This is a genomic window from Synechococcus sp. BO 8801 (genome assembly GCF_002252675.1).
In the GTDB taxonomy this organism is placed as follows: Bacteria; Cyanobacteriota; Cyanobacteriia; order PCC-6307; family Cyanobiaceae; genus Cyanobium.
In genome coordinates this window covers 1-24,726 of sequence record NZ_NQKY01000006.1, presented here as the reverse complement: position 1 = coordinate 24,726, position 24,726 = coordinate 1, and the positions used below count along the sequence as shown (strand labels likewise).

The 24,726-nt window shown below is 68.1% G+C and carries 27 protein-coding genes and 1 tRNA gene; 11 read left to right on the top strand and 17 right to left on the bottom strand.

Annotation, left to right across the window (positions count from 1 at the left end):
* The first annotated feature begins 4 nt into the window (after positions 1-4).
* Positions 5-1,123 (top strand): DMT family transporter, encoded by a 1,119-nt coding sequence (locus CJZ86_RS06305; RefSeq protein WP_094585103.1) that lies wholly within the window; start codon positions 5-7, stop codon positions 1,121-1,123.
* A 363-nt stretch (positions 1,124-1,486) separates the two neighbouring features.
* On the opposite strand, the gene CJZ86_RS06300 is transcribed toward CJZ86_RS06305, so the two are convergent.
* Positions 1,487-2,371, bottom strand: coding sequence for a cation diffusion facilitator family transporter (locus CJZ86_RS06300; protein WP_094585102.1), 885 nt, complete (start codon positions 2,369-2,371; stop codon positions 1,487-1,489).
* A 41-nt stretch (positions 2,372-2,412) separates the two neighbouring features.
* Entirely contained in the window at positions 2,413-2,604 is a 192-nt protein-coding gene (locus tag CJZ86_RS06295) for a hypothetical protein (protein WP_094585101.1), read from the bottom strand.
* A 57-nt stretch (positions 2,605-2,661) separates the two neighbouring features.
* Between CJZ86_RS06295 and CJZ86_RS06290 the strand changes: the two genes are divergently transcribed.
* Complete coding sequence (locus tag CJZ86_RS06290) at positions 2,662-3,582, top strand: alpha/beta fold hydrolase (protein ID WP_158219517.1); 921 nt, start codon at positions 2,662-2,664, stop codon at positions 3,580-3,582.
* 263 nt (positions 3,583-3,845) lie between these two features.
* On the opposite strand, the gene CJZ86_RS06285 is transcribed toward CJZ86_RS06290, so the two are convergent.
* A complete protein-coding gene (locus CJZ86_RS06285; RefSeq protein WP_094585099.1) occupies positions 3,846-5,156 on the bottom strand; it encodes an Nramp family divalent metal transporter in 1,311 nt (436 codons plus the stop codon).
* Between the two features lie 89 nt (positions 5,157-5,245).
* Positions 5,246-6,202, bottom strand: a complete 957-nt coding sequence (locus CJZ86_RS06280; protein ID WP_502690419.1) for a vitamin K epoxide reductase family protein — start codon at positions 6,200-6,202, stop codon at positions 5,246-5,248.
* 91 nt (positions 6,203-6,293) lie between these two features.
* On the opposite strand from CJZ86_RS06280, the gene cadR reads away from it, so the two are divergent.
* Positions 6,294-6,710: a Cd(II)/Pb(II)-responsive transcriptional regulator gene (cadR, locus tag CJZ86_RS06275; protein WP_094585097.1), complete on the top strand. Its 417-nt coding sequence runs from the start codon at positions 6,294-6,296 to the stop codon at positions 6,708-6,710.
* A gap of 16 nt (positions 6,711-6,726) precedes the next feature.
* Here the strand turns inward: cadR and CJZ86_RS06270 are convergent, their stop codons facing one another.
* The 4 genes from CJZ86_RS06270 to CJZ86_RS06260 all read right to left on the bottom strand — a co-directional run bounded on the left by CJZ86_RS06270 (position 6,727) and on the right by CJZ86_RS06260 (position 10,213).
* Positions 6,727-8,829, bottom strand: a complete 2,103-nt coding sequence (locus tag CJZ86_RS06270) for a heavy metal translocating P-type ATPase (protein WP_094585096.1) — start codon at positions 8,827-8,829, stop codon at positions 6,727-6,729.
* Positions 8,830-9,026: 197 nt separating this feature from the next.
* Positions 9,027-9,437 carry a hypothetical protein gene (locus CJZ86_RS06265; protein ID WP_143594055.1) on the bottom strand — a complete coding sequence of 137 codons (411 nt, stop codon included), beginning with the start codon at positions 9,435-9,437 and terminating at the stop codon, positions 9,027-9,029.
* A 114-nt stretch (positions 9,438-9,551) separates the two neighbouring features.
* Positions 9,552-9,680 (bottom strand): hypothetical protein, encoded by a 129-nt coding sequence (locus tag CJZ86_RS17495; RefSeq protein ID WP_286145696.1) that lies wholly within the window; start codon positions 9,678-9,680, stop codon positions 9,552-9,554.
* A gap of 35 nt (positions 9,681-9,715) precedes the next feature.
* Positions 9,716-10,213 carry a DUF411 domain-containing protein gene (locus CJZ86_RS06260; RefSeq protein WP_233133873.1) on the bottom strand — a complete coding sequence of 166 codons (498 nt, stop codon included), beginning with the start codon at positions 10,211-10,213 and terminating at the stop codon, positions 9,716-9,718.
* 160 nt (positions 10,214-10,373) lie between these two features.
* Between CJZ86_RS06260 and CJZ86_RS06255 the strand changes: the two genes are divergently transcribed.
* On the top strand, positions 10,374-11,111 hold the full coding sequence (locus tag CJZ86_RS06255) for a DUF305 domain-containing protein (RefSeq protein ID WP_094585094.1): 738 nt from the start codon (positions 10,374-10,376) through the stop codon (positions 11,109-11,111).
* Positions 11,112-11,284: 173 nt separating this feature from the next.
* Here CJZ86_RS06255 and CJZ86_RS06250 read toward each other — a convergent pair whose 3' ends face one another.
* From CJZ86_RS06250 to CJZ86_RS06240, 3 genes are read right to left on the bottom strand one after another with little or no spacing between them, the layout of a single operon-like run.
* Positions 11,285-11,575, bottom strand: coding sequence for a hypothetical protein (locus CJZ86_RS06250; RefSeq protein WP_094585093.1), 291 nt, complete (start codon positions 11,573-11,575; stop codon positions 11,285-11,287).
* On the bottom strand, positions 11,572-11,826 hold the full coding sequence (locus tag CJZ86_RS06245) for a DUF3721 domain-containing protein (protein WP_094585204.1): 255 nt from the start codon (positions 11,824-11,826) through the stop codon (positions 11,572-11,574). Before CJZ86_RS06245 ends, CJZ86_RS06250 begins: the two co-directional genes overlap by 4 nt.
* A 44-nt stretch (positions 11,827-11,870) precedes the next feature.
* Positions 11,871-12,032: a DUF3721 domain-containing protein gene (locus tag CJZ86_RS06240; RefSeq protein WP_233133872.1), complete on the bottom strand. Its 162-nt coding sequence runs from the start codon at positions 12,030-12,032 to the stop codon at positions 11,871-11,873.
* A gap of 117 nt (positions 12,033-12,149) precedes the next feature.
* Between CJZ86_RS06240 and CJZ86_RS06235 the strand changes: the two genes are divergently transcribed.
* From CJZ86_RS06235 to CJZ86_RS06225, 3 genes are all read left to right on the top strand, one after another.
* The gene (locus tag CJZ86_RS06235; RefSeq protein ID WP_094585091.1) at positions 12,150-12,566 is read left to right on the top strand and encodes a heavy metal-responsive transcriptional regulator; all 417 of its coding nucleotides are present in this window, start codon (positions 12,150-12,152) and stop codon (positions 12,564-12,566) included.
* A 245-nt stretch (positions 12,567-12,811) separates the two neighbouring features.
* Complete coding sequence (locus tag CJZ86_RS06230; protein WP_233133871.1) at positions 12,812-13,336, top strand: DUF305 domain-containing protein; 525 nt, start codon at positions 12,812-12,814, stop codon at positions 13,334-13,336.
* 8 nt (positions 13,337-13,344) lie between these two features.
* The gene (locus CJZ86_RS06225; protein ID WP_094585203.1) at positions 13,345-13,737 is read left to right on the top strand and encodes a DUF302 domain-containing protein; all 393 of its coding nucleotides are present in this window, start codon (positions 13,345-13,347) and stop codon (positions 13,735-13,737) included.
* A gap of 505 nt (positions 13,738-14,242) precedes the next feature.
* Here CJZ86_RS06225 and CJZ86_RS06220 read toward each other — a convergent pair.
* From CJZ86_RS06220 to CJZ86_RS17490, 6 genes are all read right to left on the bottom strand, one after another.
* Positions 14,243-14,316, bottom strand: a tRNA-Pro gene (locus tag CJZ86_RS06220).
* 170 nt (positions 14,317-14,486) lie between these two features.
* On the bottom strand, positions 14,487-14,861 hold the full coding sequence (locus tag CJZ86_RS06215; RefSeq protein ID WP_158219516.1) for a PilZ domain-containing protein: 375 nt from the start codon (positions 14,859-14,861) through the stop codon (positions 14,487-14,489).
* A gap of 455 nt (positions 14,862-15,316) precedes the next feature.
* Complete coding sequence (locus CJZ86_RS06210) at positions 15,317-15,679, bottom strand: dihydroneopterin aldolase (RefSeq protein ID WP_094585088.1); 363 nt, start codon at positions 15,677-15,679, stop codon at positions 15,317-15,319.
* Entirely contained in the window at positions 15,676-17,007 is a 1,332-nt protein-coding gene (locus CJZ86_RS06205) for a glutamate-5-semialdehyde dehydrogenase (RefSeq protein WP_233133870.1), read from the bottom strand. The genes CJZ86_RS06210 and CJZ86_RS06205 overlap by 4 nt, the downstream gene beginning before the upstream one ends.
* Before the next feature lie 8 nt (positions 17,008-17,015).
* A complete protein-coding gene (locus CJZ86_RS06200; protein WP_094585086.1) occupies positions 17,016-17,930 on the bottom strand; it encodes an ROK family protein in 915 nt (304 codons plus the stop codon).
* Between the two features lie 51 nt (positions 17,931-17,981).
* Positions 17,982-22,271: a translocation/assembly module TamB domain-containing protein gene (locus CJZ86_RS17490; RefSeq protein ID WP_094585085.1), complete on the bottom strand. Its 4,290-nt coding sequence runs from the start codon at positions 22,269-22,271 to the stop codon at positions 17,982-17,984.
* 113 nt (positions 22,272-22,384) lie between these two features.
* Between CJZ86_RS17490 and CJZ86_RS06190 the strand changes: the two genes are divergently transcribed.
* From CJZ86_RS06190 to CJZ86_RS06175, 4 genes are all read left to right on the top strand, one after another.
* Positions 22,385-22,849 (top strand): DUF2518 family protein, encoded by a 465-nt coding sequence (locus CJZ86_RS06190; protein WP_094585084.1) that lies wholly within the window; start codon positions 22,385-22,387, stop codon positions 22,847-22,849.
* A gap of 6 nt (positions 22,850-22,855) precedes the next feature.
* A complete protein-coding gene (locus CJZ86_RS06185) occupies positions 22,856-23,257 on the top strand; it encodes a DUF4332 domain-containing protein (RefSeq protein ID WP_094585083.1) in 402 nt (133 codons plus the stop codon).
* A gap of 63 nt (positions 23,258-23,320) precedes the next feature.
* Positions 23,321-23,683 carry a DUF8664 family protein gene (locus CJZ86_RS06180; protein ID WP_353615214.1) on the top strand — a complete coding sequence of 121 codons (363 nt, stop codon included), beginning with the start codon at positions 23,321-23,323 and terminating at the stop codon, positions 23,681-23,683.
* A 5-nt stretch (positions 23,684-23,688) separates the two neighbouring features.
* A partial coding sequence (locus CJZ86_RS06175) for a CocE/NonD family hydrolase (RefSeq protein ID WP_143594054.1) occupies positions 23,689-24,726 on the top strand: 1,038 nt, incomplete at its 3' end.

The window sequence follows — 24,726 nt, the reverse complement described above, 5'->3', positions numbered from 1 at the left end:
TGCCATGGGCCGTGATCCTTCCTCGGGGACCAAAGCAAACCCACAGCGGCAGGGGCTGATCGCTGGCCTTCTGGCCGCCGTGTTCTTCGGCCTCAGCGCGCCTCTGATCAGCGTCGTCAGCCGCGAAGGCTCGCCACTGATGATCGCCGCGCTGCTCTATGGCGGAGCTGCCATCGCGCTGCTGCTGGTGCGGGGGGTTCTTGGCCATCGGCAGGAGGAGACACCGGTTCAGCGCCGTGACCTTCCACCGCTCCTGGGGCTCACCGTTCTGGGGGGGATGGTCGGTGCGATTTGCCTGGTGCAGGGGCTCACCCTGCTCTCGGCAGGTTCAGCCTCGCTGCTGCTGAACCTGGAAGCGGTGTTCACGCTGCTGATCGCGGTGCTGATCGGCCGTGAACATCTCAGCCGCAAGGGGTTGTTCGCGGCTGTTCTGATCCTTGCCGGTGCCGTGCTGCTCACGGAAGGTTCCTTGAACGGCGCCAGTCTGCTGGGCACGCTGCTGATCGGTGGAGCCTGTCTGGCCTGGGGGATCGACAACAACCTCAGCCAACGGCTCAGCCTGCGCGACCCCCTCCAGATCGCGCTGCTGAAGGCGATCGGAGCCTCAGTTCCCATGTTGTTGCTGGCCCTGGCGGCCGGCCAATCCTTGCCGGCCTGGCCCGTTCTTCTCGGGCTGCTGGTGATTGGCGCGCTGGGATACGGCCTCTCGATCTGGCTGGATCTGCTCGCTCTTCGCCACTTGGGTGCGGCGCGCGAATCCGTGGTGTTTTCAACAGCGCCGTTCGTGGGCGTTCTGTTCTCCGTAGTGGTGCTACGCGAGGCATTCACCAGCGGCATGGCGATGGCCTCAACCCTGATGCTGCTTGGCGTTGCCGTTCTGCTCAAGGAAGACCATGCCCATTGGCATCGCCATGACGCGTTCCGCCATGCGCATCGTCACAGGCACGATCCGACCGGCGGCGACCCCCACCACAGCCACGACCACTCCGGGGATGGGCAGCTCTCAAGAGACCCTCAGCAGGCCTATTGGCATGCCCATGAGCATCAACACGCACCGATCGAACACGAGCACGCCCACGTCAGTGATGTTCATCACCGCCATGGTCATCGCCAGGGAGGCTGAGGCGCATCGTTACTGCTGACACTGAGATTGACTCAACCATCTCAAGTGAGATTTTCACACGGCTTTATCATGGATCTTCAGGCCATGTGTTGACATGAACCTGTGGGCGGCTTCTGTCCTTGTGGCGAAGTTAAGTATCAGCGCCAGAAGTGAAGCAGGAACCTTCTGAGTGCTGCTGAGGAGGGCCGCCCCCTCCCCTGCTGGTGTCTCGCCCAGAGCCGTCGGCGAAAAAGGGAGCCTTGAGGCCCATGGGGCTGGTGCTTTTGGGGCTCAGATCACCGAGACGGTGCAGCCCCGGGTGCCCTGCAGCTTGCGGGCGATCGCGAAGGTGGCATGGACCCGAAGGGTGCATCTTCCACTGGTTCAGCAGTCGCCGGCTGTCTCCAGTTGCAGGGTGCTCTTCCGGATGCCCATCTCTGCCAGACGGCGGCGCGCCTGCTCAAGGAACTCGCCGGCGTCTGTGAACGTTGCCGCTCGACACAGAATGTGAGCGGTCAGCGCGGTCCGTGAGGTGCTCACCCCCCACACGTGTAACTCCTCCACCTCAACCACACCCGGGAGGTCAAGCAGGGCCTGGCGGATCCGATCAACATCGATGTGCCGTGGAGCGGCATCCAGATTGACGGCGATGGCCTCGGCCAGCAGGCCCTTGGCGCTCCAGATCACGGCCGCCCCCACACCAATGGCGGTGACTGCATCGAGCCAGAGCCAGCCGGTAACACCCACCAGCACGGCACTGACCAGCACCGCCACCGACACGGCGGCATCGGTGAGCAGATGCAGCACAGCGGCCCGCTGGTTGAGGTCGTGGTGGTGGTCCTGCCCGAACAGGCGAGCTGAGATGAGGTTGACCGCGATGCCGGCGGCGGCAGCCCAGGCGACCGGGCCAGCTACGAGGGGCACAGGATGCACCAGCCGTTGAATGGCTTCCACCACCACCACAACACCGGCAGAGAAAAGAAGAAGTCCATTCACCAGGGAAGCCATATGGGAACTGCGCCCGTAGCCATAGGTGAAGCGGCCGGAGGCGGGCCTTTGGCTGAGACGCTCAGCCCCCCAGCCAAGGAAGAGGCCCACCACGTCCCCCAGGTTGTGGAGGGCATCGCCGATCAGCGCCACTGAGCCAAAGCCAAAGCCGATCACCAACTGCAGGGCGGTGAGGCCACTGTTGAGCACGATGCTCCAGCGAAATGCCCCGGGGGCACTGCTGCGGTGACCATGATCGTCGTGGTGATCGTGAACGTGCACATGGTCGTGCCCGCTTTGGTTGCGGTGTCGATTACTCACGTTTATTCCTCTTGCTGGGCCGCCAGGTAGGCGGCGATCATGTCCTCCATCCCTTGCTGGGTGCGGCCATGGGGCCTAAGGCCCTTGGCGGCCCAGACCCGGTCCAGTTCCATCCGCAGAGCTTCTGGAATCCAGCAGGAGAGCATCACCTTCCCTGTCCGGCTGGAGGAGCAGCGACCTCGCTCTGGGGTCATCGCCTTAGTGTGTGAATGTGCACAATAGCCTTGATGAATACAGCTTCCTCCTTGCCCATGGCCCAGGCTCCCCTTGGTCCCACCGAGGCTTCGGCGAAGGCGTCTCACGATCGGGATCTGACCTACGTCTGGTCCCATGAAGGCCAGACCATCCGCGTCGCCTACGGGATCTCTGGCGGCGATGGCCCTGCTTGGTTGCTGCTACCCGCGCTGAGCACCATCTCCAGCCGCCAGGAGTGGCAGCCGTTCATCGAGGCGATCTGTGGCCGCTCTGGCGATGCCGACTCGTTACCCCGCCTGATCAGCGTGGACTGGCCGGGCTTCGGGGGGAGCGAGCGGCGGCGCCTTGCCTACGACGCTGATTTGCTGGCTGCCTTCCTTGTGGACTTCCGCCGCGACTGTTGCCCGGTGGATTGTGGTCTGCTGGCCGCTGGCCATGGAGCCGGCATCGCCCTACTGGCTGCCACACGCGGTCTGCAGACAAAGGAATGGGTCGTGGTTGCCCCCACTTGGCGCGGGCCGTTCCCCACCATGGCGGGGCGGCGGAGTCGGGCCTTCAACGCCATCCGTTTCCTGGTGGAAATACCCCTGATCGGTTCGCTGCTCTACCGCCTAAACACTTCTGCAGGAGTGCTGGGCTGGATGAGCCGGCGTCATGTGGATGTGACCGGTCCGGGCCTGACGCAAGCTGGGTTGGAGGCACGGCAACGGATTGCCCGCCAGCCCGGTGCGCGCTTTGCCAGTGCTGCCTTCGTGACCGGGGGACTGGATCCGTTCGGTCGCCCCGATGGCTGGCTGATTGCGGCCTCCGCCCTGCAGCAACCCCTCACCGTGGTGATCGCTGATCAATCGCCACCGAAATCCCTGGCGGCGATGACAGCCCTGTCAGCGGTAGCCAGCCGGGTCCTCCATCTCCCCGGCCGGTTGGGATCCCATGAGGAATTTGGCCCAGACCTCGCCAAACTGCTCGAGTATTGAGCCATCGGACTTGGCTTGGATCTTCTGTCCCCTTTCAGGACTGATCAAGCGATGGAGCAGCTGATCGCTCAGCAACACAAAGGCCAGCTGGCAGCCATCACTACCGCCGTCCTCTTCGGCTGCAGCGCCCCCCTGATCAGCACCCTCGCAGGGGAGGGTTCAGCCCTGAGCATCGCGGCGCTCCTGTACGCGGAAGCCACCCTCGGGCTTCTTGCTGTCCGCCGGCTGCGGCATGGGCCCTCGCAGAGGCTGCAGTCAACAGTTCAGCCGCCCCGCAGCACCGTGGTGAGCAACGAAAGGTTGATCATCACAATCACACTGGCGCACAGCCAGCCTGCTGCCTGAAGCCAGAGCGGCGCTCTGAGCTCGCCCATCAGACCGCGCCGCCCGCAGAACCACACCAGCGGGATCACCGCGAAGGGCAACTGCAGCGACAGCACCACCTGGCTCAGCACCAGCAGATTCGTGGTGGCCCGTTCCCCGAACAGGATCACCGTGGCCATCGCCGGGATCAGGGCCAGGCCTCGGGTGAGCAGCCGCCGTTTCCAGTCCGGCAGCCGGATCTGCAGGAACCCCTCCATGACGATCTGGCCGGCCATGGTGGCGGTGAGGGTGGAGCTCTGGCCCGCCGCCAGCAGGGCCACGCCGAACAGCACGCTGGCGAGCGAGGTGCCCAGCATCGGCGTCAGCAGCCGGTAGGCCTCGCTCAGGTCCGTCACCGGCTGCGGCAGTCGTCCGTAGAAGCTGCCGGCGGCCAGCACCAGGATCGAGACATTGATCAGAAAGGCAAGGCTGAGGGCGATCAGGGTGTCCCAGGTGCTGAAGGCCAGCGCCCTGCGCTGCGTCCCGCGGCCGCCGGCCCAGAGGCGGGTCTGCACCAGTGAGGAATGCAGATAGAGGTTGTGGGGCATCACCGTGGCCCCGAGAATGCCGGCGGCCAGAAACAACTGCTGGCCGTCCCTGAGGCTGGCGGCCTGGGGAAGAAAGCCCATGCCCACCTGGCTCCAATTGGGCTGCAGCAAGAACATCTCCACCGCAAAGCAGCCGCCCACAAGGGCCACAAGGGCAATCACCAGGGCCTCCAGTCGGCGGATCCCGAAGCGCTGCAGGGCCAGCAGCAACAGGGTGTCGGCGGCCGTGAGGCCCACCCCCCAGGGCAAAGGAAGACCGAAAAGCAGCTGCAGGGCAATGGCGCTGCCCACCAGCTCGGCCAGGTCACAGGCAATGATCGCCACCTCGGCCAGCAGCCAGAGGGGAATCCGGCAGAAGCGCGGCAGCAGGCGGCTGCAGGCCTGGGCCAGGTCGAGCCGGGTGGCGATCCCCAGCCGGCAGCAGAGCGACTGGAGCACCATCGCCATCAGGCTGGAGAGTCCGATCACCCACAGCAGGCGGTAGCCGAACTGGGAGCCGGCCGCCAGATCCGTGGCCCAGTTGCCCGGATCCATGTAGCCCACGGCCACCAGGTAGCCGGGACCGAGCACCCGTAGGAACGTGCGCAGCGTGCCCAGGCCGGCAGGCACCTCCACGGCCTGCGTGTCGATGCGGGCGGCGGTGCCGAGGGGTGCATCAGGCATGAAGCGATGCCAGCGGAGCTGGAGGTTAGGGCGAGGGTGGCGTTGGTCCCTTATCGGGGAATGGCTGGCCTGGCAGGGTGATTGCCTGCTCAGAAGTCGCGAGGACCCGTGTAGCCACTGAGATCGGCGAGGGTGTTCAGCGGCTTGACGCCCGAATCCATAACGCCCTTGATCTGCCAGCTGGGATAGCCCTGAACCCCCTGCTGCTTGCACAGCTGCGCCTGGGTGTTGGCACCGTCTTCGGCACATTCGATCACCTGGAGCTTGGCGGCGGCCTCCTTGCCGAAGGCCTCCTTCTGGTCATGGCAGTGAGGGCACCAGTACGCCGTGAACACCCGGGCACCGACGCTGCTCAGATGCTCCGCCAGGGCAATCTTGGCGGGTGAACTGGCGCTGACCACAGCGGGAGCCGCCCGTCCGCCTGCGGCGACAGGCTGGTCCGCCGAGGCTGCCCAGCCCAGCCCCATCAGACCGACAAGGAGGGCTGTCATCACTCCGCGAAAGATCAGCTGGCCCAGGTCGATCCAGCGACCTCCAACAAGGCTCAACAGGAACAGCGCCAGGCTGAGGGCGGCTGACACCACACAGAAGGTGCAGAAGGCCTTGATCTCGAAGACCAGGAGCCCCATGAGCACCAGGCTGAAGACGGCCATGCCGCAGCTGACGAGGAACAGAGCCCACCAGTTGCCCTCCGAGGCAGGGGCCCGCCGACCCCCTCGCAGCAACGGCATCAGGGCCAGCAGGAGGACCGTGGCGTAGGCCAGGAATCCAAAGAGAGAAAGCGGCTGGCCCAGCAGCGTGCCCCAGGCGCTGCCGAGCACCTTGTCGCAGCCATCGCTACCTCCCGGACAGGACAGGCTGCCGATCCAACCCCACCGCTTGGCGGTGATCGAGCCGGTGTCGATCATGCCGATCGTGGCGAGCACGGCCATGGTGAGGCGCACCCAGGGCCGGCCTGGCTCCTGGGCGGCCCGACGACTGGACAGGAGCTTGGATGGTGTGGCGCTGCTCACAAGGGGGGGGGGGAAGGCTGGAGATGCGGTCATTGAAAAGCCTGAAGTGGCTTCAGGGTCAAGGGCCTAGCGTTGCGCCAGGGAGGCTTGTCCGCCCGAGTTGCCAACCCAGGGGGATGAATCCATGCAGATCGGCGAGCTGGCACGGTCCACCGGGGTCAAGATCGAAACCATCCGCTATTACGAACGCGAGCAGTTGTTGCCGGTGCCGCAGCGCACCGATGGCAACTATCGCCTCTATTCGCCGCGGGATGTGGAGCAGTTGCGCTTCATCTGCTACTGCCGCAGCCTTGACATGAGCCTGGAGGAGGTGCGCCTCCTGATCGGGGTGCTCGACACACCGTCCGGAAGCTGTCTGACGGTGAATGCCCTGCTGGACGAGAAGATCGCCGAGGTCGATGCCCGCGTGAATGAGTTGCACAAACTCCAGGATCAGCTACGGCAGCTCAGAGGGTTTTGTCAGCAGCCGGATGAGGTGAAGACCTGTGGCATCCTCATGGAGTTGAACCGTTCGGCTGGAATCGATAAGGCTCAGATCTGATCGCTTCCGACCAGGCTCAACCCTTGGTCTTGCCAAGCGTGGGAGTGCGAAGCAGTCGAAGTCCATTGGCGATCACGATCAGGCTGGTGCCCATGTCCGCGAAGACCGCCATCCACATCGTGGCATTTCCGGCCACGGTGAGCACAAGAAACATGGCCTTGATTCCCAGGGCCAGCTCGATGTTCTGGCGCAGGATTCCGAAGGTGCGGCGAGAGAGGGCGATCGTTTCCGGTACGCGCATCAGATCGTCGTTCATGATCACCACATCGGCCGCTTCGATGGCGATGTGGGTGCCCGCGGCCCCCATCGCGAAACCGATGTCCGCCTGGGCCAGGGCCGGGGCATCGTTGATGCCATCGCCGGCCATGGCCGCGAATCCATAGCGGGCCTGCAGATCGGCCACCGCCTCGAGCTTCTCCTGCGGCAGCAGGTTGCTCTTCACCTGCTCGATGCCGGCCACGGCCGCGATCGCACCGGCGGTGGCTGCGTTGTCACCCGTGAGCATCACCGGGGTGACGCCGAGGGCCCGCAGGGCGGCCATGGCCGCCGCCGAGCTGGGCCGAACGGTGTCGGCGACGGCGATCAGGGCGAGCACGCCGCTGTCATCCGCCAGCAGGCTGAGGGAGCGGCCCTGGCGCTCGTGGACCTGCATCGATGCTTCCAGTGCGCTGGAGCAGAGTCCCAGCTCCTCGATCCAGCGGTGGTTGGCCAGCATCAGCGGCCGCCCCGCGATCACGCCGCGCACCCCCCTTCCGGGGAGGGCCTCGAAGGCCTCCACGGCCAGCCGCTCGCCATCAAGGCCTGACGCCATGGCCCGCGACACCGGATGGTCGGAGCGCTCCGCCAGGCTGCTGGCCCACTGTTTGAGAGTTCCAGCGTCTGCCCCTTCTTGCCGTGGGGAGAAGGCCACCAGCTGGGGCTGGCCCAGGGTGATCGTGCCGGTCTTGTCGAGGGCCAGCACCTTGATCTTGCGGGCCTCCTCGATGTACAGGCCGCCTTTGATGATGATGCCGCGGCGGGCGGCGGTGGCCAGGCCGCTCACCACCGTGACCGGTGTGGCGATCACCAGCGCACAGGGACAGGCGATCACCAACAGCACCAGGGCCTTGTAGATCGCCTGCATGGGGGTGAATCCCAGCAAGGGCGGCGCCAGCAGGGCAACGGCCAGGGCCACCACAAACACCGCCGGGGTGTAGCGGGCCGCGAAGCGATCGACGAAGCGCTGGATCGGGGCACGGGAGGCCTGGGCTTCCTCCACGGCCTGGATGATGCGCGCCAGGGTGCTGAGCGAGGCAGGTGCCGTCACCTGGATCTCGAGTGCGCCGCCCTGGTTGATCGTGCCCGCAAACACTTCATCACCAGGGCCTTTGTCAACCGGCAGGCTTTCGCCGGTGATCGGGGCCTGGTTGATCGCACTCTCGCCGCTGAGCACCGTGCCATCAAGCGGCAGCCGTTCCCCCGGGCGGACCCGCGCCACATCTCCGATGGCCACAGCACTGGCGGCCACGCGCTGCCAGCGGCCATCGCTCTGGCGGATCTCCGCCTCATCGGGGGCCAGGGCCATCAGGCTGGTGATCGCCTGGCGGGCCCGCTGCACGGCCCGCGCTTCAATCGCCTCAGCCACGGCATAGAGCGCCATCACCATGGCGGCCTCCGGGAAGCGGCCGATCAGGAAGGCGCCCGTGACCGCCACGCTCATCAACGCATTGATGTTGAGCCGGCCCTGGCGCAGGGCGGCCAGGCCCTTGCGAAACACGGAGAAGCCCGCCAGGGCGATCGCGGTGATGGCGATCCCGATCTCCACCAGCTCATGGCCCGGGTAGGCGGGAACGACCAGATGCAGCAGCTCCGCCGTGAGCGCCAGTGCCAGGGAGCCCGCCAGGCGGAGCCGTTCAAGGCGCCGTTCGGCGCGGGTCTGGGCGGCAGAAGGCCGGTGATCGGAGCTGATCGGCTCCGGGTTGAATCCCAGCCGGCGGATCGCAGCAAGGGCGGAGTTGAGCCCTGCGGCTTCGGCATCGATCGCCAGAACGCGCTCGGCCAGCAGGAACCTCAGGCCGCGGATGCCGTCGACACCTGCGAGGGCATGGCGGATCTCGGTTTCTTCGGTGGCGCAATCCATGGCGCTGATCCGAAACCGCGCTTCTCTGGCGCATGCCAGCTCCGGCTGCGGCTCCATGGTGGCTCCAGCGTTCTGCCCGCTGGTTCCGGTGTTGCAGCAATGTTCCGCCATGGTCAGGTCATCCAGGCCCCAGCAAACAGCCTGTAGTCACTCCAGGGTCAAGGGTGGGTTGGGGCTGTGTGTCCACAGGCTGTTGATCAACGCAGCTGGGGACACTCCTGATCCCGCAACGGCTGCATCAGCCCATCGGCTTGCCGGGCCAGCTTGGCTCCAGCCGCCGTGTAGAACCTGAACTGCTGGATGTTGACGTAGAGAACCCGCCGGCTGCGCAGCAGCTGTTCTTCCGCCTTGTGGCGGCACTCGATCAGGGCCTGGTAGTCGATGGTCGTCTCGTTGCGGTCGTTGGCATTGGCCCCATCGGCCTGCTGGCTGAGGACCGGGCAGATCCGTTCGCGGGTGGTGCGAACCAGGGCGATTTCGGCCTTCATGGCCTGCTCGGCCAGGGCATGGCGTTGCTCCAGCAGGTTCCGACACACCTCCATATCCGCCGCCATCGCCGGAGCCGCCAGCCACCAAAAGGCCAGCGACAGGGTCAGGACGTGGCGCATGAACGGATCAACCTGATCGAGCTTGTGGCAGTGAGAGAGAGTGCGACTTGCGAAATCGAGAAAGCTCACCTGAAGGCGCACCTTCTCCCCCGAGCGCACCAGCACCGTGTCTTTTCAGCGGCGCTGGGATTGGTCGCGGCCATCTCGGGTATCCATCCGATCGGGATCGAAGGGCTGGAAATTGATCACGCCCCCCAGCCCCAAGCCCATCACGATGGCATGGGGCTGGGAGAAGCGGGGCATGTGCTCCGGTTGCGGCAGAAGGTCTTTGGGAGACCTCAGGGGAAATGACGCGAGAAAACACTGGTGCGCCCGGTGGAGGAGAAGGCCAGAACGCTGTAAGACTCTGTTGCTTTGGCCGATTCCATCCCAGGAGAACCCAACACCATTCCCGGTACGGCAAGGCCCACCACCGAGGGGCGACTCCGAAGCAACCTCTTGACATCGGCGGCCGGAACGTGGCCCTCGAGGACATATCCAGCGACCTGGGCGGAATGGCAGGACGCCAGCTGACTGGGGACTCCCAGTCGACGTTTGACACTGTCGGAATCGGCGATGACGACATCTCGCACCTGGAAGCCGTTGTCGCGCATGTGCTGGATCCATCCCTTGCAGCACCCACAACTGGCTGAGCGATACGAGGTGATGGGCACCGGAGCGGTGGCCGCCGCCACTGGCAGGGTTGAGCCAACTCCTGTGGTGACAGCTGTGAGCGCGCTGATGCCGGCCAGCAAGCCAAAGAGAGGCGAAGACCGAAACAAGTGATCGGTGTTCATGGAATGACGATGAGGCTTGCCATTACCTTAAGGTCTCCAGTCAGGAGGAGAGTCAAGCCCTGGAGGGCTGGCATAGGCCGGCGCAGATTTGCTGTGGCCCTGGTCCTTGACTCTCCCGCCAAGGGGAGACCATACGGTGAGTTGCTGTGACCCTGCCGCCATGCGCCCACCACGCTTCACCGCCACCTTGATTGGGCTCGCCTCTGCCCTCAGCCTGGCGGCTCCTGCCCTGGCCCAGATGCCAGGCGGCATGAATCATGAAGGGCACCAAGGCATGCCAGGGATGATGAACAGGCCTGGAATGTCTGCCCCTGCCGGATCCGCCCCGGCCCATGCCGGCCACGCCCATGACGTGGGTCCCGCCGGTGCCACCTACGACCTGCGCTTCATCGATGGGATGGTGCAGCACCACACCGGCGCGCTGCGGATGAGTGAATTCGTCTTCGGCATCGGTGCACCTGGCGTGGGAGCCCTCGGCAAGACGATCTGGCGCGATCAGGCGGGCGAGATCCGGGCCATGGGGCTCTGGCGCAAGGCCTGGTATCCCCAGGCGCCCGTGTATCCCGTGGCCCTAGCCAGCGGCGGCGATCCCGACAGCCTCGCCGGCCTCACCCGCATGAGCCAGGCCCAGATCGATGGCATGCGGATGATGGGTGAGATACCCACCAAGGACAACCGGGTGGTCTGGTTCCTGGAGGGGATGCTCGAGCACCACGGCGGGGCGCTGATCATGGCCCACGACGCCCTGGCCAAGAGCACCAACAGCACGATTCGGCGCTTTGCTCACGGCGTGATCGTGGCCCAGCGGGCCGAGATCATCGAACTGCGACGAATGCTGGCCACCGAAGGCCTGCGCAAGCCGGAGTATAACCGCTACGACGCCCTGTTTGTTCTCTGAATGCGCTCAGCAGGTACGGTTCGCTTTGTCCAAGGCGGGCCTAACCGTGGGCCTGGACATGCCGAAGCGTATGGCAATTTTTCGCCTCTGACAGCGGCCGCAAGTTCACAACTGCAACCTTCTTGTTCGTGTAGCTTTCATGAGTCTCCTTGATTCCCTTCGGTCGGCCTGATTCAGTTGGGCGGCGGCGATGCCGACGTCCTTCGAGTCCAGGGAGCCAGCAACAAACCAATCCCTGAGCAAGCGACGAACAGGGTGAGCACTCCGAGAACTGTGGAGTAATAGGGCTGAAGATTGATGACCCCGAAGTTGCCCGTATGCAGCTTCATCAACCAGAAGGCTTCGATGTCGCGGGCCGAAAGGGCACCATAGAGCGAACCGGACAGGGCCGTGATCAGCAGTGGTAGAGCGGCCATGGGCACGAGGCTGCGATGCACCCGTCGTAGCAAGTGTCGGCGGTTCATTCGTTCTGAAGCGCTTTGTGCAGCATCTGCTCATTGGCACAAGGCATCCACAGGGAGCCCATCGCAAAAGCACCCTTGCACTTGAGCTCAGCAGCGCGCTTTTCGGCTTCCTGCTTGGTCTTGAACATGCCCTTCATATGGGCCGCAGCCGGTGGGATGGTGAGAAGCGGGCAGAAGGCTGCCGCTGCCAAGGACGCCAGAAGGGCCCACCGGTAGCAGGGCAACAGGCGACCGGTGTGGCGCTGGCTCATCGGGTGGATGCTGCGGGGGTCAAGGAAACGGGCGCGAGAGCGGGTCATTTCTCCTTGGAGACGGCCTTCTGATACGCATCGAAGTTCTGACATGGCATCCAGTCCTTGCCCATCGCAAAGACACCGCTGCACTTCAACTCCTTGGCACGCTGTTCCGCAGCGGCTTTGCTCGGGAACATGTCGTAGTCCTGGGCGCTGGCGGCCATGGGAGCAAGGACAATGCCTGAGAGAAGCAGGAATGAGAAGGAAAGGCGGTTCACGGGAGACCCGAGGCAGAGCAGATGAGCAGCTTAGAGTCTCCCCATAACTGGAGAGTCAAGGTCATGGCGTCCATCGGCATCACTGCTGGAATGAAGATCGGCATGCTGGCGTCGCGCAGTGGCCTGCCGGTCAAGACCCTGCGCTACTACGAGGACCTGGGCCTGCTGCCGGCGATCGGCCGCAGCGAAGGCGGCTACCGCCTCTTTGCAGAGGAAAGCCTGCGCCGTCTGGAGTTCATCCGCCGCCTCAAGACCCTTGGGCTCAGCCTGGAGGAGATCCAGGGCTGCTTGGCGGTCCATGATGCCGGTGATCTGCCCTGCGGCGACATCGAGATCCAGCTGGGGCGGCAGATCGAGCGGATCGATGGCCAGATCAAGGAACTGCGGCAACTCAGAACGGAACTGAAGGAGCTGCTGGCCGGCTGGCAAAGCGATCCCGCCAAGGACGACGAAGTGATCTGCCCCAATCTTCATGTGTGACCGCGGCCAGGTGAAGCAATGACCCGGAGTTGCGTCCAGCGTCCTGCTCCCTCCCCATGCTGATGACAGGCAGACGCCAAGGAGCAACGCTGATGATCCAGCACCGACTCGCGACGACAGCAGGACTTGGGGCGCTCGTCCTTTGGCTTGGAGCTCCTGCTCTGTCTCAGGCTCCCCAGGTGGCGGCCCCTGCAGGCGGAATGGGAGCTGGTCAAATGGGTCCGGGGCGGATGGGCTCCCAGTCGATGGATCAGCATTTCATCGTGATGATGATTCCTCACCATGACGGGGCGATTGCCATGGCAGATCTCGCCCTCACACGCGCGAAGCGACCCGAGATCAAAGAGCTGGCCAAGAGCATCAAAGCCAGTCAGACGAGTGAAAACACTCAGATGCGGACCTGGTACCGGCAGTGGTTCGGCGTGGACGTTCCCAGCTGGACGAGCGGAGGAGCCATGGGCATGGGCGGTATGGGGATGGGCATGGGTATGGGTGGTGGCATGGGTCCTGGCATGGGCATGGGCTGCTGCAGCGGAATGGGAATGATGGGCACCAGCCTGGCCGCCCTGAAGAACTCCGCCGACTTCGATCGCGCCTTCATCGAACAGATGATTCCCCACCACCGCATGGGCGTGATGATGGCCTCGATGGCCCAGACCAACAGCCAGCATCCGCAGCTGCGGGAGCTGCAGCAGGCCATGGTTCGGGTGCAGAGCCAGGAGATCGAGCAGATGGCGCAGTGGTATCGCAGCTGGTACGGAACGTCCTGATGTCAGCCATGGATCCGTTCTTCATTCGCGACACGCCGAAATCCTTCGAGGAGGCCAGTAGCGCCCTCCAGGAGGCGGTGGTGGACCAGGGCTTCGGGGTGCTGGCCGTCCATGATCTGGGCAACACCCTGCGCAGCAAGGGCCTGCCGTTCCCGGAGCAGTGCCGCATCTTCGAGGTGTGTAACCCCCAGCAGGCCGCCGCGGTGCTCAGCACCACGATGGCGCTAAACATGGCTCTGCCCTGCCGGATCTCCGTCTACACCGAAGCCGGCCAGACCCGCTTGGGCATGATCCGCCCCGAGGCGATGCTTGCTGGCCTCTCGGCCGATCCCTCCCTGCGGGAGGTGGCCCGAGCGGTGGAAGCCTCCACCACGGCGATCATCAAGGCCGCTGCGGCCTGACTGCGGCCTGACTGCGGCCTGCCATCAGGCTTTTCCAGCTGACTCCAATTGATCCAGAACACCTGATCCGGCAGCCTTTCGATGAGGCACCGAGGTTGGATCGGCTTGCCGTACTAAGAAGCAGGCAGGCGGATCTATTCATGAATCTGAGGCCACGACCAGGGCAGCGCGAGCCCAGACCCTGCAACCGGCCCAAGGGCGCCCGTGTCGGGCGCCGTTCTCATGGAATACGAGTTCGACCCTGAGAAGGTACAGGACTTGCGGCTGGTGATGGCAGAGCTGCTGGAGGTCTTGGACCGCAGCAGCCCCAATGGGGTCATCTGATCAACTACCGCAATTCGACGTGACTCCACCCCTCCTTCTGAAGCTTCTTCCACTGCTCAACTGTTTGGCTCAGATGGGGATGCTGCGTAGCCCATCAGGTAGTGGGCGTTGCTCCAGCCTGACAAGGCTTCTGTCCAACCTCTGTCCAACCGGGAGATGAGGCCAATCCCTGAAAACCCAATCGGGGCGACAGGATTCGAACCTGCGACCTAGTGCTCCCAAAGCACCCGCGCTACCAAGCTGCGCCACGCCCCGTCCCCATGACTTTAGTCCATGGTCCGGCCGACAGAACAGGGATCGAGCCTACGAGTCCCGGGAACACAACCGCGACCGAGTGGAACAGCACCATGCAGTGACCCAAGGCCCGGCGAAACCTGCAGGGATACGGATGCCACAGACGAGCCGATCAATCCGTGCAGGGCACTTCAGACATCAAAGGATCCGGGAGCCAGGAGAGCTTTATCAAAGTATTGATCCAGGATGGTTCCTGGCAACAATGGACCCTCCGTGAAGGCGAGACCCATACGAATCTTCTGGTTCAAGACGGTCATCCACTTCACGCAAGCCGACAGGTAAACGTTTCGGAAAAGTCCGTGATCGCTGATGCTGAGGAAGATCTGGTCGTTGGGCTGAACTTCCAGCGATCCGGAACGTACAATGCAGGCTCCAGCTCTGCTGATATCACCTAGCGTGACAAAGCCTGAACGACCCGAGGGCAGGTGAATACTGGCAGGAACTCCCGAAGGCAGAACTTGTCGCAAGGAACCCCGTCGATCCTTGACCTGCTGGTCGAACTGCACGTGGTCGGCGCTCGGCTCTAGAAGCATGAATCCAGTCCAACACTGAATTTTACTTAAGACTAGGTGAACAATTCTGCCGTGTCAACGGCATGGCGTAAGGAGGGATACATCGTTTCCGATCACATCGTTCCAGGTATAGAAATGGCTAAGATTCGGTAAAGGGATCCCGACAGGGCGTTGCAACCTGACCTGGCACATGCGATCGGCCGCAGCTGCCCGCTCAGACCCGAGCCCAGATTGAGGAGCGTGGAGAACGCTGTCACCAACCTGGCGCATCCGGAGGCCGACGGAAAGGGTGCCGGCGCCTGACCCCTCAATCATGGGCGGCCGTTGGTCCTGGACGCTCAGAACAGCTGCGTCCAGCAAGTGGAAGCATGCTGGCCAGGGAATCCTGAACTGCCCGCAGAAAGCAGCCATGGGCACCATGGCGACACCGCCGTCCAGCCCCCGACCCCTCACTCCCAGCGACGCTTGCGGCTCACCGCCACGCTGCCATCGAAGCCGGGAACCGGCACCTGGCACTTGCTGACCTCCACCGCCAGGGGGATCGGCCCGTAGCAGGCCTCTAGGGCGTCGAGGATCTGCTCGCTGTAGTGCTCCAGGGTGAGGCAGCGGACGGTGCGGGCCTGCTGCTGCAGCGCCGCGATGCCGCGGCCGTAGTCGTAGCCCTGGCTGAGGTCGTCGCTGCGGGCCGTGGCGGCCAGATCCGCCCCCAGGGAGAAGGCCAGCTCGAACCACTGGCCGTGGCGCCGCTCCTGCTCGTAGACCCCCACATGGGCCCACACCCGCAGGCCGCGCACGTGGATCGCCTCGGTCACAGGGGCAGGGGGCGGTGGCTGAAGCTCCGCGTGCCGTCGGCGTAGTCGGCGGCGATGTGGCCCTCGCCCCGCAGCCGGTAGCGGTAGGTGACCAGCCCCTCGAGCCCCACCGGACCCCGCGGCGGCAGGGTCTGGGTGCTGATGCCCACCTCGGCGCCGAAGCCGTAGCGGTTGCCGTCGGCGAAGCGGGTGGAGCAGTTGAGGAACACCCCGGCGCTGTCCACCGCCCGCAGGAACCGCTCAGCCGCCACCGGGTCGGTGCTGGCGATGGCATCGGTGTGGCGGGAGCCGTGACGGCGGATGTGCTCCAGGGCCGCCTCCAGGTCCTCCACCACCTTCACATTCAGGATCAGATCCGAATACTCCGTGTCCCAGGCGCCGGGCCCGGCGGCCTGAGCCACCCCCAGGGCGCAGGCGCCGGCATCGCCGCGCAGCTCCACCCCCGCCGCGGCGAAGGCCGGCAGCGCCGCCTCCAGGAAGGCGGGGGCGATGGTCTGGTGCACCAGCAGGGTCTCGATGGCGTTGCAGGCCGCCGGGTACTGGGTCTTGCTGTCGAGGGCGATGCGCAGGGCCAGGGCCGGGTCGGCGGCCCGATCCACAAACAGATGGCAGATGCCGTCGGCGTGGCCGAGCACGGGGATGCGGGTGTTGTCCTGAATGAAACGCACCAAGGCGTTGGAGCCCCGGGGAATGATCAGGTCCACCAGGCCGTCTAGCCGCAGCAGCCCCAGGCTCTCCTCGCGACTGGTGAGCAGCTCCAGGCAGCCGGGGTCGACGGCACTGCCGGCCAGGCCCCGCTGCAGGGCCGCCACGATCGCCTGGCAGCTGCGGCTGGCCTCCCGGCCCCCCTTGAGCAGGGCGCCGTTGCCGGAGCGGATCGCCAGCGAAGCGATCTGCATCACCGCATCGGGCCGGGCCTCGAAGATCACCCCCAGCACCCCCAGGGGCACGCTCAGCCGCTCCAGCACCAGCCCGTCATCGAGTTCGGTGTGCAGCTGACGTCGGCCCACAGGATCTTCCAGGGCCGCCACCTGGCGCACCCCGGCGATCGCCCCCGCCAGCTTGGGGCCATCCAGCTTCAGGCGCGCCACCAGGGCCGGCGCCAGCCCCTCGGCATCGGCGGCGGCCAGGTCGGCGCGGTTGGCCTCCAGGATCCCGTCGCTGGCGGCCTCGAGGGCGTCGGCCATCGCCGCCACGGCGCCGGTGCGTTCGGCGTCGCTGGCCTGGCCCAGGGCCATGGCGGCCCGGCGCACCGCCGCGGCCCGCTGCAGCAGCTGGGGGTCGGGCTCCGGCACGACGCTGGCAGGAGAAGTGATGGTCTGGCTCATGGCCCCCATCATCCCAAGCGGTCCAGGGCCAGCCGCACCGCCCCCAGCCGACCGGCACCGTTGCCCAGCTCACAGCGGCGGATCGCCAGCCCCTCCCGGCTCACCGCCAGCACCCGCTCCTCCACCTCCCGCCAGACCGCCGGCAGGAAGTGGTGGCTGGCGGCACTGAGGCCACCGCCGATCAACACCAGCTCCGGGGTGAGCACGTAGAGCAGGGAGCTGAGCCCCACCCCAAGCAGCCGCCCGTAGGCCTCCCACACCGCCAGGGCTTCGGTGTCACCGGCGTCGGCGCGGCGGCAGAGCTCGCGCGGATCAAGCGGGCTGAGGCGCGCCAGGCCGCCGATGCTGCAGAACTGCTCCAGGGAGCCCCGGTTGCCGCTGCGGCAGGGGGGCCCCTCAGGATCCACGCCGATCAGCCCAGGCTCAGCAGCCGCGCCGCCGTGGCCGGTGAACAGGCGGCCCTCCAGCATCACCGCCCCGCCCACGCCGGTGCCCAGGGTGAGCAGCAGCACGTCGCCCACACCCCGGGCCGCCCCCAGCCAGGCCTCACCCAGCAGGGCGCCGTTGGCATCGTTGCCCATGACCACCCGCCGCTCCAGCCGGGCTTCGAGCCAGGCCGCCAGGGGCACATCCCGCCACCCCGGCAGGTTGATGGAGATCCGCGCCACCCGACCCGCCGCGTCGCAGGGCCCCGGCAGGCCGATGCCGACCCGGTCGGCGAGGCGGTCGGGGTCGATGGCTTCAACCGCCTCGGCCAGGGCCATGAACACCGCTCCCGGCACCGCCGGCTGGGGCGTGGGCACCTCGGCCTCGGCAAGCACGGTGCCCTGCTGGTCGCAGCGGGCCAGCTTGATGGCCGTGCCGCCCAGATCGATGCCGATCAGCTGGGCCTCACCGGGAGGTCGTTCGCGGGACGACGCCATCGGCGCACCCTACCCAGCGGGGGGGCGCCAGCAGCGTGGGGGCGCCGTCCCTCAGAAGCGCAGGAACACCTGCAGCAGCGACTGCCAGGCCCCCTCGGTGTCGACGGAGGTCTGCAGGTTGAAGGTGTCGGAGGCCTTGTAGGTGAGGGTCACCTGGGGGGGCACATCGGAGCGGTTCGGGGCGGCCAGCACCGACATGCTGAAGCGGTTGGTGATGTCCACACCCACCTCGGCGCCGAGCACCAGCTGGGGCGGCACCCGCCGCCGGGGGGCGCCTTCCTGCTGGGTGTCGATCGCCTGGTTCACGTAGGTGGGATAGAGGGCCAGGCTCACCCGCTGGCCGAAGGCATCGCTCAGCGACGACAGCAGCGGCGAGAGAAGGGTCTGGCCCACCACCGTGGCCAGGGCCGCTCCGGCCCCGCCGCCGCTCAGGCCCGCCAGGGAGTTGCCGCCGATCAGGGCCACCAGCCGCTCCTGGGGCAGGGGCGGGCTGCTGCGCAGCTTGAGGTTCTCGGCGATGCGGTCGGCGGGACCGCTCACCGACACCACCACCAGAATCAGGTTGAGCTGGTTCAGGGCCGAGAGGCCGGCCTGGTTGGGGGCGTTCTGCACCGAGGGACCCAGGTCGCCCACCCCGGACGGGGAGAGCACGCTGAGGCTGTCGGAGATGCGGGTGCGCAGGGCGATGTCGAGGTAGGGCACCAGCCCCAGGGAAGGGGTGAAGACCGCCACGTTGGGGGCGTCGGGGTCGAGGCTGAAGCTGGTGGTGAACAGGTTCAGCCGTCCCCCCAGCAGCCGCACCACCCCGGAGGCCCGCAGGGAGGGATCCAGCCGACCGGCGATGCGCAGCTGGCCGGCCGTGGTGAAGTTGGCGATGTTGGGGATCACCACCCGCAGATCCGGCCCCAGCCGCAGGATCATGTCCTCGAAGGCCAGGTAGGGGAAGCGGGGCACCGAGGCCCGCAGGGCTTCGGCGGTGGTGGACTCCACATCGGGGCCCAGTAGCACCAGGGGCTGCTGGAAGTTCCACTTCGACTCCAGCAGCTCGGGCATGGTGCGCGGCTGGACCGGCTGGTCGGACACCGGCTCGCTGGCCGCCAGCTGACCCGGCTGGACGTTGATGGTGCCGCGGCTGATCGCCACGTCGCCGCCGAGCACGGGGGCCAGCAGGCTGCCGCTCAGATGCAGCTGGCCGTCCCCCACCGCCGCCAGGCGCGGCACCTTGAAGGGCACCTGCTCCAGCTTCATCACCAGGGTCCGGTCCTGGGCGAGGGGCCGGAACAGCCCCAGACGGCCCTCGCCGCCCACCAGCCCCTGGGGCCCCACCCGGGCCCGGAACTCCTGCACCACCAGCTGCTCGAAGTCGAACAGGATCGTGGCGTCCACCTCCCGCACCTCCTGGCCGATGAAGCGGCAGCGGAGCTCCCGCAGCCGCAGGAAGCCGTTGGCGATGGGGTCGTCGAGGCTGCCGCGCACCAGCAGCTGCAGGTCGGCGCCGCCCTCCTGCCACTCGAAGGCCTGACCCCCCAGGCGGGTGAGGAAGCGCAGGCCATCGCCCCGGGTGGCCAGGCGCAGCTCCAGCCCCTGCTGGGAGGCCACCAGCGGGATGGTGCCCGCCAGGTCGACGCTGCGGGAAGCCCCCTCGGCCCGCAGGGCCAGATCCAGGCCGATCCCTTCGTCCTTCAGCTCCACCCTCCCCCGCTCCAGCTCCAGCGCCTGCTCCCCGAGGCGCCCCTCCACCAGGGCCAGGTCGAGGCTGAGCTCGGGGCGGGCCCCCCCCAGCCGGTAACGCCCCTTGGCGGCCAGGCTGCCGCGCAGGTTGTCCGGCAGCGGGGTGAGCAGGGCCAGCAGGGAGAGGGGCAGGTCGGCGAGGCTGAAGCGGCCGCTGCCGCCGCTGAGGGGTCCCTCCAGGCGCACCTCGAACGGCTTGCCGGCCAGGGACTGGGCCCGGTCGCCCTGGTTGAACCAGAGGTGGCCGGTGGCCTTGAGGTCGGCCCGGGTGCGGGCGAAGTCCGGGCCGCTGAGCAGCAGATCGGCATCGATCCGGGCCTGCAACCGGTCCAGCCGTTCCGCCCGGCTGGCCCGACTGGCCGCCTGCTCCCGGGCGGCGACGCGCACCTCGGCCCGGGCCAGGGCCACCAGCTGGTCGGTGACCGTGCCGGCCATGGTGTCGATCACCAGGCTGCCCAGATCACTGGCCCGGCCGCGGGCCGGCGGCGGCGCCCCGCGCCAGATGGGCCAGGCGTCGGTGAACTGGCGGAACAGCAGGGTGGAGAGCTGGCGCGCTTCGAAGCGGGCCCGGAAGGGGCCCCGCCAGCGTCCCGACACCGTGGCGGCGATTGTGCCCTCGCCCAGGGGCTCGATCACGCCCTTGACCTGGTAGCGGCGGTCGTCGTACTGGACGTCGGCCTGGATGCGCCGGCCCCCCACCCCCAGGAACTCGGGCGAGAGCAGCTCCACCCGGCCGTCGAAACCGAGCGGCTGCAGCCCCAGCCGGCCGCTGCCGCTGAGGTCCCCCTGCAGGGAACGCAGGCGGCGTTGCGGGCCGGTGGCCACCGCAAGACCCCGCAGGGGGAAGGCCCGGGCCAGCCAGCGGTAGTCCGCCGGCCGGCCCTCGAGGGTCAGCACACCGCCGTCCCGTTCGATGGCGGCCCGCACCGGCTGCCAGCGGCGGTCGAGCAGGGCCGTGAGGCGTCCGTTCGGCGTCGGCGCCACCGTGGTCAGATCCAGGGAACGGTCCCGCAGGCGGCCACGCCAGGTTTCCCGCAGCAGCAGGGGGCCGGCGCCGGGTTGCTGCAGACGCAGCTGCAGGTCGGGGCGCAGCTCCGCCAGGGGCCCGGCGATCGTCCCCTCCGCATCCAGCTGGCCCTGGAGGGTGGTGCCCAGCAGGGGGTCGAGGCGGGCCAGTGGGTAGTTGCGCACATCCACCCGGGCCAGCAGCGTACCGGCCACCAGTCCCTTGCCCGGCTGGAAGGACAGGGGCAGCTGGGCCGTGGCCGCGAGGCGGTCGGCCCGAAAGCGCTCCAGCCGCAGCAGCCGGTCGCTCCACACCAGCGCCGCCTGCCAGGGGCCGAGCAGCCGCTGGGACGCTTGGCCCGTCTCCAGCCGCAGGCGCGGCGTCGCCAGCGGGCCGTCCACCCGCAGGCGACCGGCCAGGGGCTGCCGCGCCCAGACCGGCAGGCGGGAGGCGGCGGCAACGTCGTCGGGATCGAGGAGCCAGCGGGCCTCCAGGGCCAGGGAGCGGCCGACGCTGCCGCTGGCCCGCACGCTGGAGCTCCCCAGCCGGCCATCGAGCCGGGTGAGGCGCAGCAGACCCTGTCCCCAGCTCCCCTGCAGATCGGCCTTGATGGGCTGGCGACCGAGCGGATGGCGTGGCGGCGGCTGGGCTTCCAGCTGCACGGCCAGGCGGCGATCGGCGTCGGCCCTGGCCGTCAGGCGGCCGCCCCAGGGGCCGAACCGCCAGGCGCTGGCGGGCAGGATCAGGGCCCGGTCACGGCAGCTCAGGGGCAGCCGCTGGGCCGTCAGGGGCGTGGCGCCGGTCCCCAGCCGCCAGCGGACGTCCCGCAGCTCCAGGCCCCCCTCGCAGCGGGCCAGGCCCCGCTGGATCCGCAGCCCCACCCGTCCATCGGCCTCCCCGGCGAGGCTGCCCCCGGCCCGATCCCCCGCCGGCAGCAGCGGCCGCAGCAGGGCCAGCGGCAGGCGGCGGGCCGTCAGCCGGCCCTGCCACGTCTGCTTCTGCCACTGGCCCTCACCGTCCAGCCGCAGCGAGCCGCCGCCCTGGCCGGCGGGGGGCGCCAGGCGCAGGCCCAGATCGATCTCGCGGCGGTGCAGGCGCACAGCCACCTGGCCGGACAGCTTCAGGTCGAGGGGCAGGGCCGTGGCTCCGGCGCCCCGCACCCGAAGGTCGGCGGGCTGGAGCAGGCCCAGGCGCAGGTCGATCCGCGGCGGCTCACGCCCCGGGGGGACGGAGCCCAGCACCCAGAACTGGCCGGTGGCGTTGCGGCGCAGCTCGGCCCGGGCCCGTTCCAGCCCCACATCCAGCACCAGCCCGCGCAGCCCCAGGCTGGCCAGCGGGTCGAGACGCACCCGCACGCCCTCCACCCTGACGGTGGAGGCGTCCCGGGGACCGGGCAGGAAGCGGCTGGGACCGACCCAGAGACCGTCGGCCTTCAGGCCCCGGTAGGGACCAAGGACCATGGGACGGCCCATGGCCGTGCCGATCTGACGCTCCAGGGTGGGCCGGAAGCGGCCGTAGAGGCCGGCGACCATGCGATCGAACCAGAAGACCCCGACCCCCAGGCCCGCCCCCAGGAAACCGACGGCGAGAAGCCCCTTCCACACACGCCGGCGGGCAGGCCAGGGCCGACTGTCAGGCTTCCATCGCATCCACCGGGGTCGGTCGCCGTCCATGGGCGGCCGCAATATAGGGGGCTTGTCACGCCTTCCCCAGCCCCATGGCCGCTGATCCGATCCTGCTCGTGGCCGGTACCTGGCTGGGTGCCGCCAGCGGGGTGCTGGCGGTGCTCACCATCGCCGGATTCCTCGCCCGCTGGGGCATCCGCTTCCGCCTGGTGGGGATCACCAGCTTCACGGCCCTGCTGGCGCTCTCCTGCCTCGCCTTCTCGATCAGCTACAACCCGCGGGTGAGCGTGCCGGGGGCGATCCAGGTGCCGGTCGTGTTCGACAACGGCACCGATCTGGTCATCGCCGCCGCACCGACGAGCCTTGAGGCCGAGGCGGTGGCCCCCACCCTCGACCAGGTGGCCCGCAACCTGCGCGGCGGCGGCCGTGGCAGCGGCGGCGAAGTGCGGGTGCGGCTGCGCCGGGTCGAAGCCGTCGAGCCCGGGCTGGCACGGCCCGTGGTGCTGGCCGAAACCACCCGGGATCTGGCGGCCCGCAGCCCCGGCGACGCCGCCTGAACCCCGGTGGCCCACCCCTTCCGGCCAGCGGCCCACCTGAAAAGGGAGCAGCAGCGCCTGCGCCGGGAGGGCATCGCGAGCTGGGAGGAGGTGGCCGGCCTGGATGACGCCCGCCTGCGTGACCTGGCCGCTTCGGGCGAGGCCAGCGAGGCCCGCCTGATCCGCCTGCGCGGCCAGGCCCGGCTGGTGAGCGCGGTGGGCCTCGCCCCGGAGGAGGCGGCCCTGCTGCTCCATGGGGGCATCGCCAGCCCCGCCGGACTCGCCGCCGCCGATCCGCAGCAATTGCTGCTGCAGCTGGGCCGCCTGCAGCGGCGTCTCACCGGCTCGGCCGTCCCCCCGGTCGACCTGCCCCTCGTCCTGTCCTGGATCCGCCGGGCCCGGGCGGCCTCCGGTCGCTCCCCGAACTGACCCTCCGCTCCTGCGCTGCCCCGGCGGGGGTGACTGGAATAGGGGAAACGGACGGAGGCAGTGATGCCCCGAACAACCCGACTTTCTCCCCCCAGAGCCACGAACCACCCCCTTCGCGACGACCGCCGCCACCCCCTGAGCACCCGACTGCGCCCCTTCCTCACCGCCCTCGTCTGCGCCGCCTGCCTGGGCGCCGTGGCGGTGCCCACCGCACGGGCCCAGTCCGCGCTGCTGGAATCGGTGAAGCAGAACCCGGCCCTGGCCCAGAGCCTCTGCCAGCAGTTCCAGCAGCTGAACGCCCAGGGCGTCTCGGCCACCTCCAAGGCGTCGATCGCCAGCCTGGCCAGCAGCCGCGGCCTGAGCCCCATGGATGCGGAGGTGCTGGCCACCTATGTGATCGGCCTGCACTGCTCCACGGTGTTCTGATCCCCGTGGTCCGGGCCCGGGACGCCACCCTGCAGCTGGCGGATGGGGTCCGGCTGGTGAGCCGCGTCTGGCAACCCGACGGGGAGGGCCCCTGGCCGGTTCTGGTGATGCGCCAGCCCTACGGGCGGGCGATCGCCTCCACCGTCACCTACGCCCATCCCAGCTGGTACGCCGGCCATGGGTTTCTGGTGGTGGTTCAGGACGTGCGGGGCCGCGGTGGATCGGAGGGCGACTTCGGCGGCTTCGCCCAGGAGGCGGCCGATGGGGCCGCCACGATCCGCTGGGCCCGGGCCCTGGCGGGCAGCAACGGCCGGGTGGGCACCTACGGCTTCTCCTACCAGGGCCTGACCCAGCTGCTCAACACAGGCGGCGAGGCCGAAGCCGAGGCAAACGGTGGGGCGAACGACGACCCGTCCCTGCCGGACTGCCTCGCCCCGGCCATGTGCGGCCTCGATGAGCGGCTCCACTGGGCCAGCGAGGGGGGAGCCCACTGGTGGGCCCTGGGGCTGGGCTGGGCCCTGCAGCTGGCGGCGGAGGGCTGCCGGCGCCGGGGCGACGCGGCCGGCTGGCGCCAGATCCGCCTCAGCCTCCAGCACGGGGACTTCACCGAGGAGGGGCTGTCCCTGCTGGAACGCCACGATCCCGGCGGCATGGGCCTGGGCTGGCTGCGGCGCGACCCCGCCCGCCCGGAGGGCTGGACGGTGCACCCCGTGGCGGCGGCCCTGCTGCGGCGGCCCCTGCTGCTGATCGGCGGCTGGCACGATCCCCATCTGCGTGGGGTCCTCGACCTCTGGCTGCGGGCCCGCAGCGCCGGCGGCGACCCCCGGCTGGTCATCGGCGCCTGGAGCCATCTCGACTGGCGCGGAGGACTCGACCGCGAGCTGCTGGCCTTCTTCCGCCGCCATCTGCAGGAACCGCTGCCCCGTCAGAGCCTGGAGGAGCCCGCCGCTCCCGGGGCCGCCGCATCGGCCCCGATCCGCCTGCAGTGCGCCGCCACGGCCGCCTGGCACAGGCTCAGCCCCGCGGCGGCCGCCAGCCCCGCG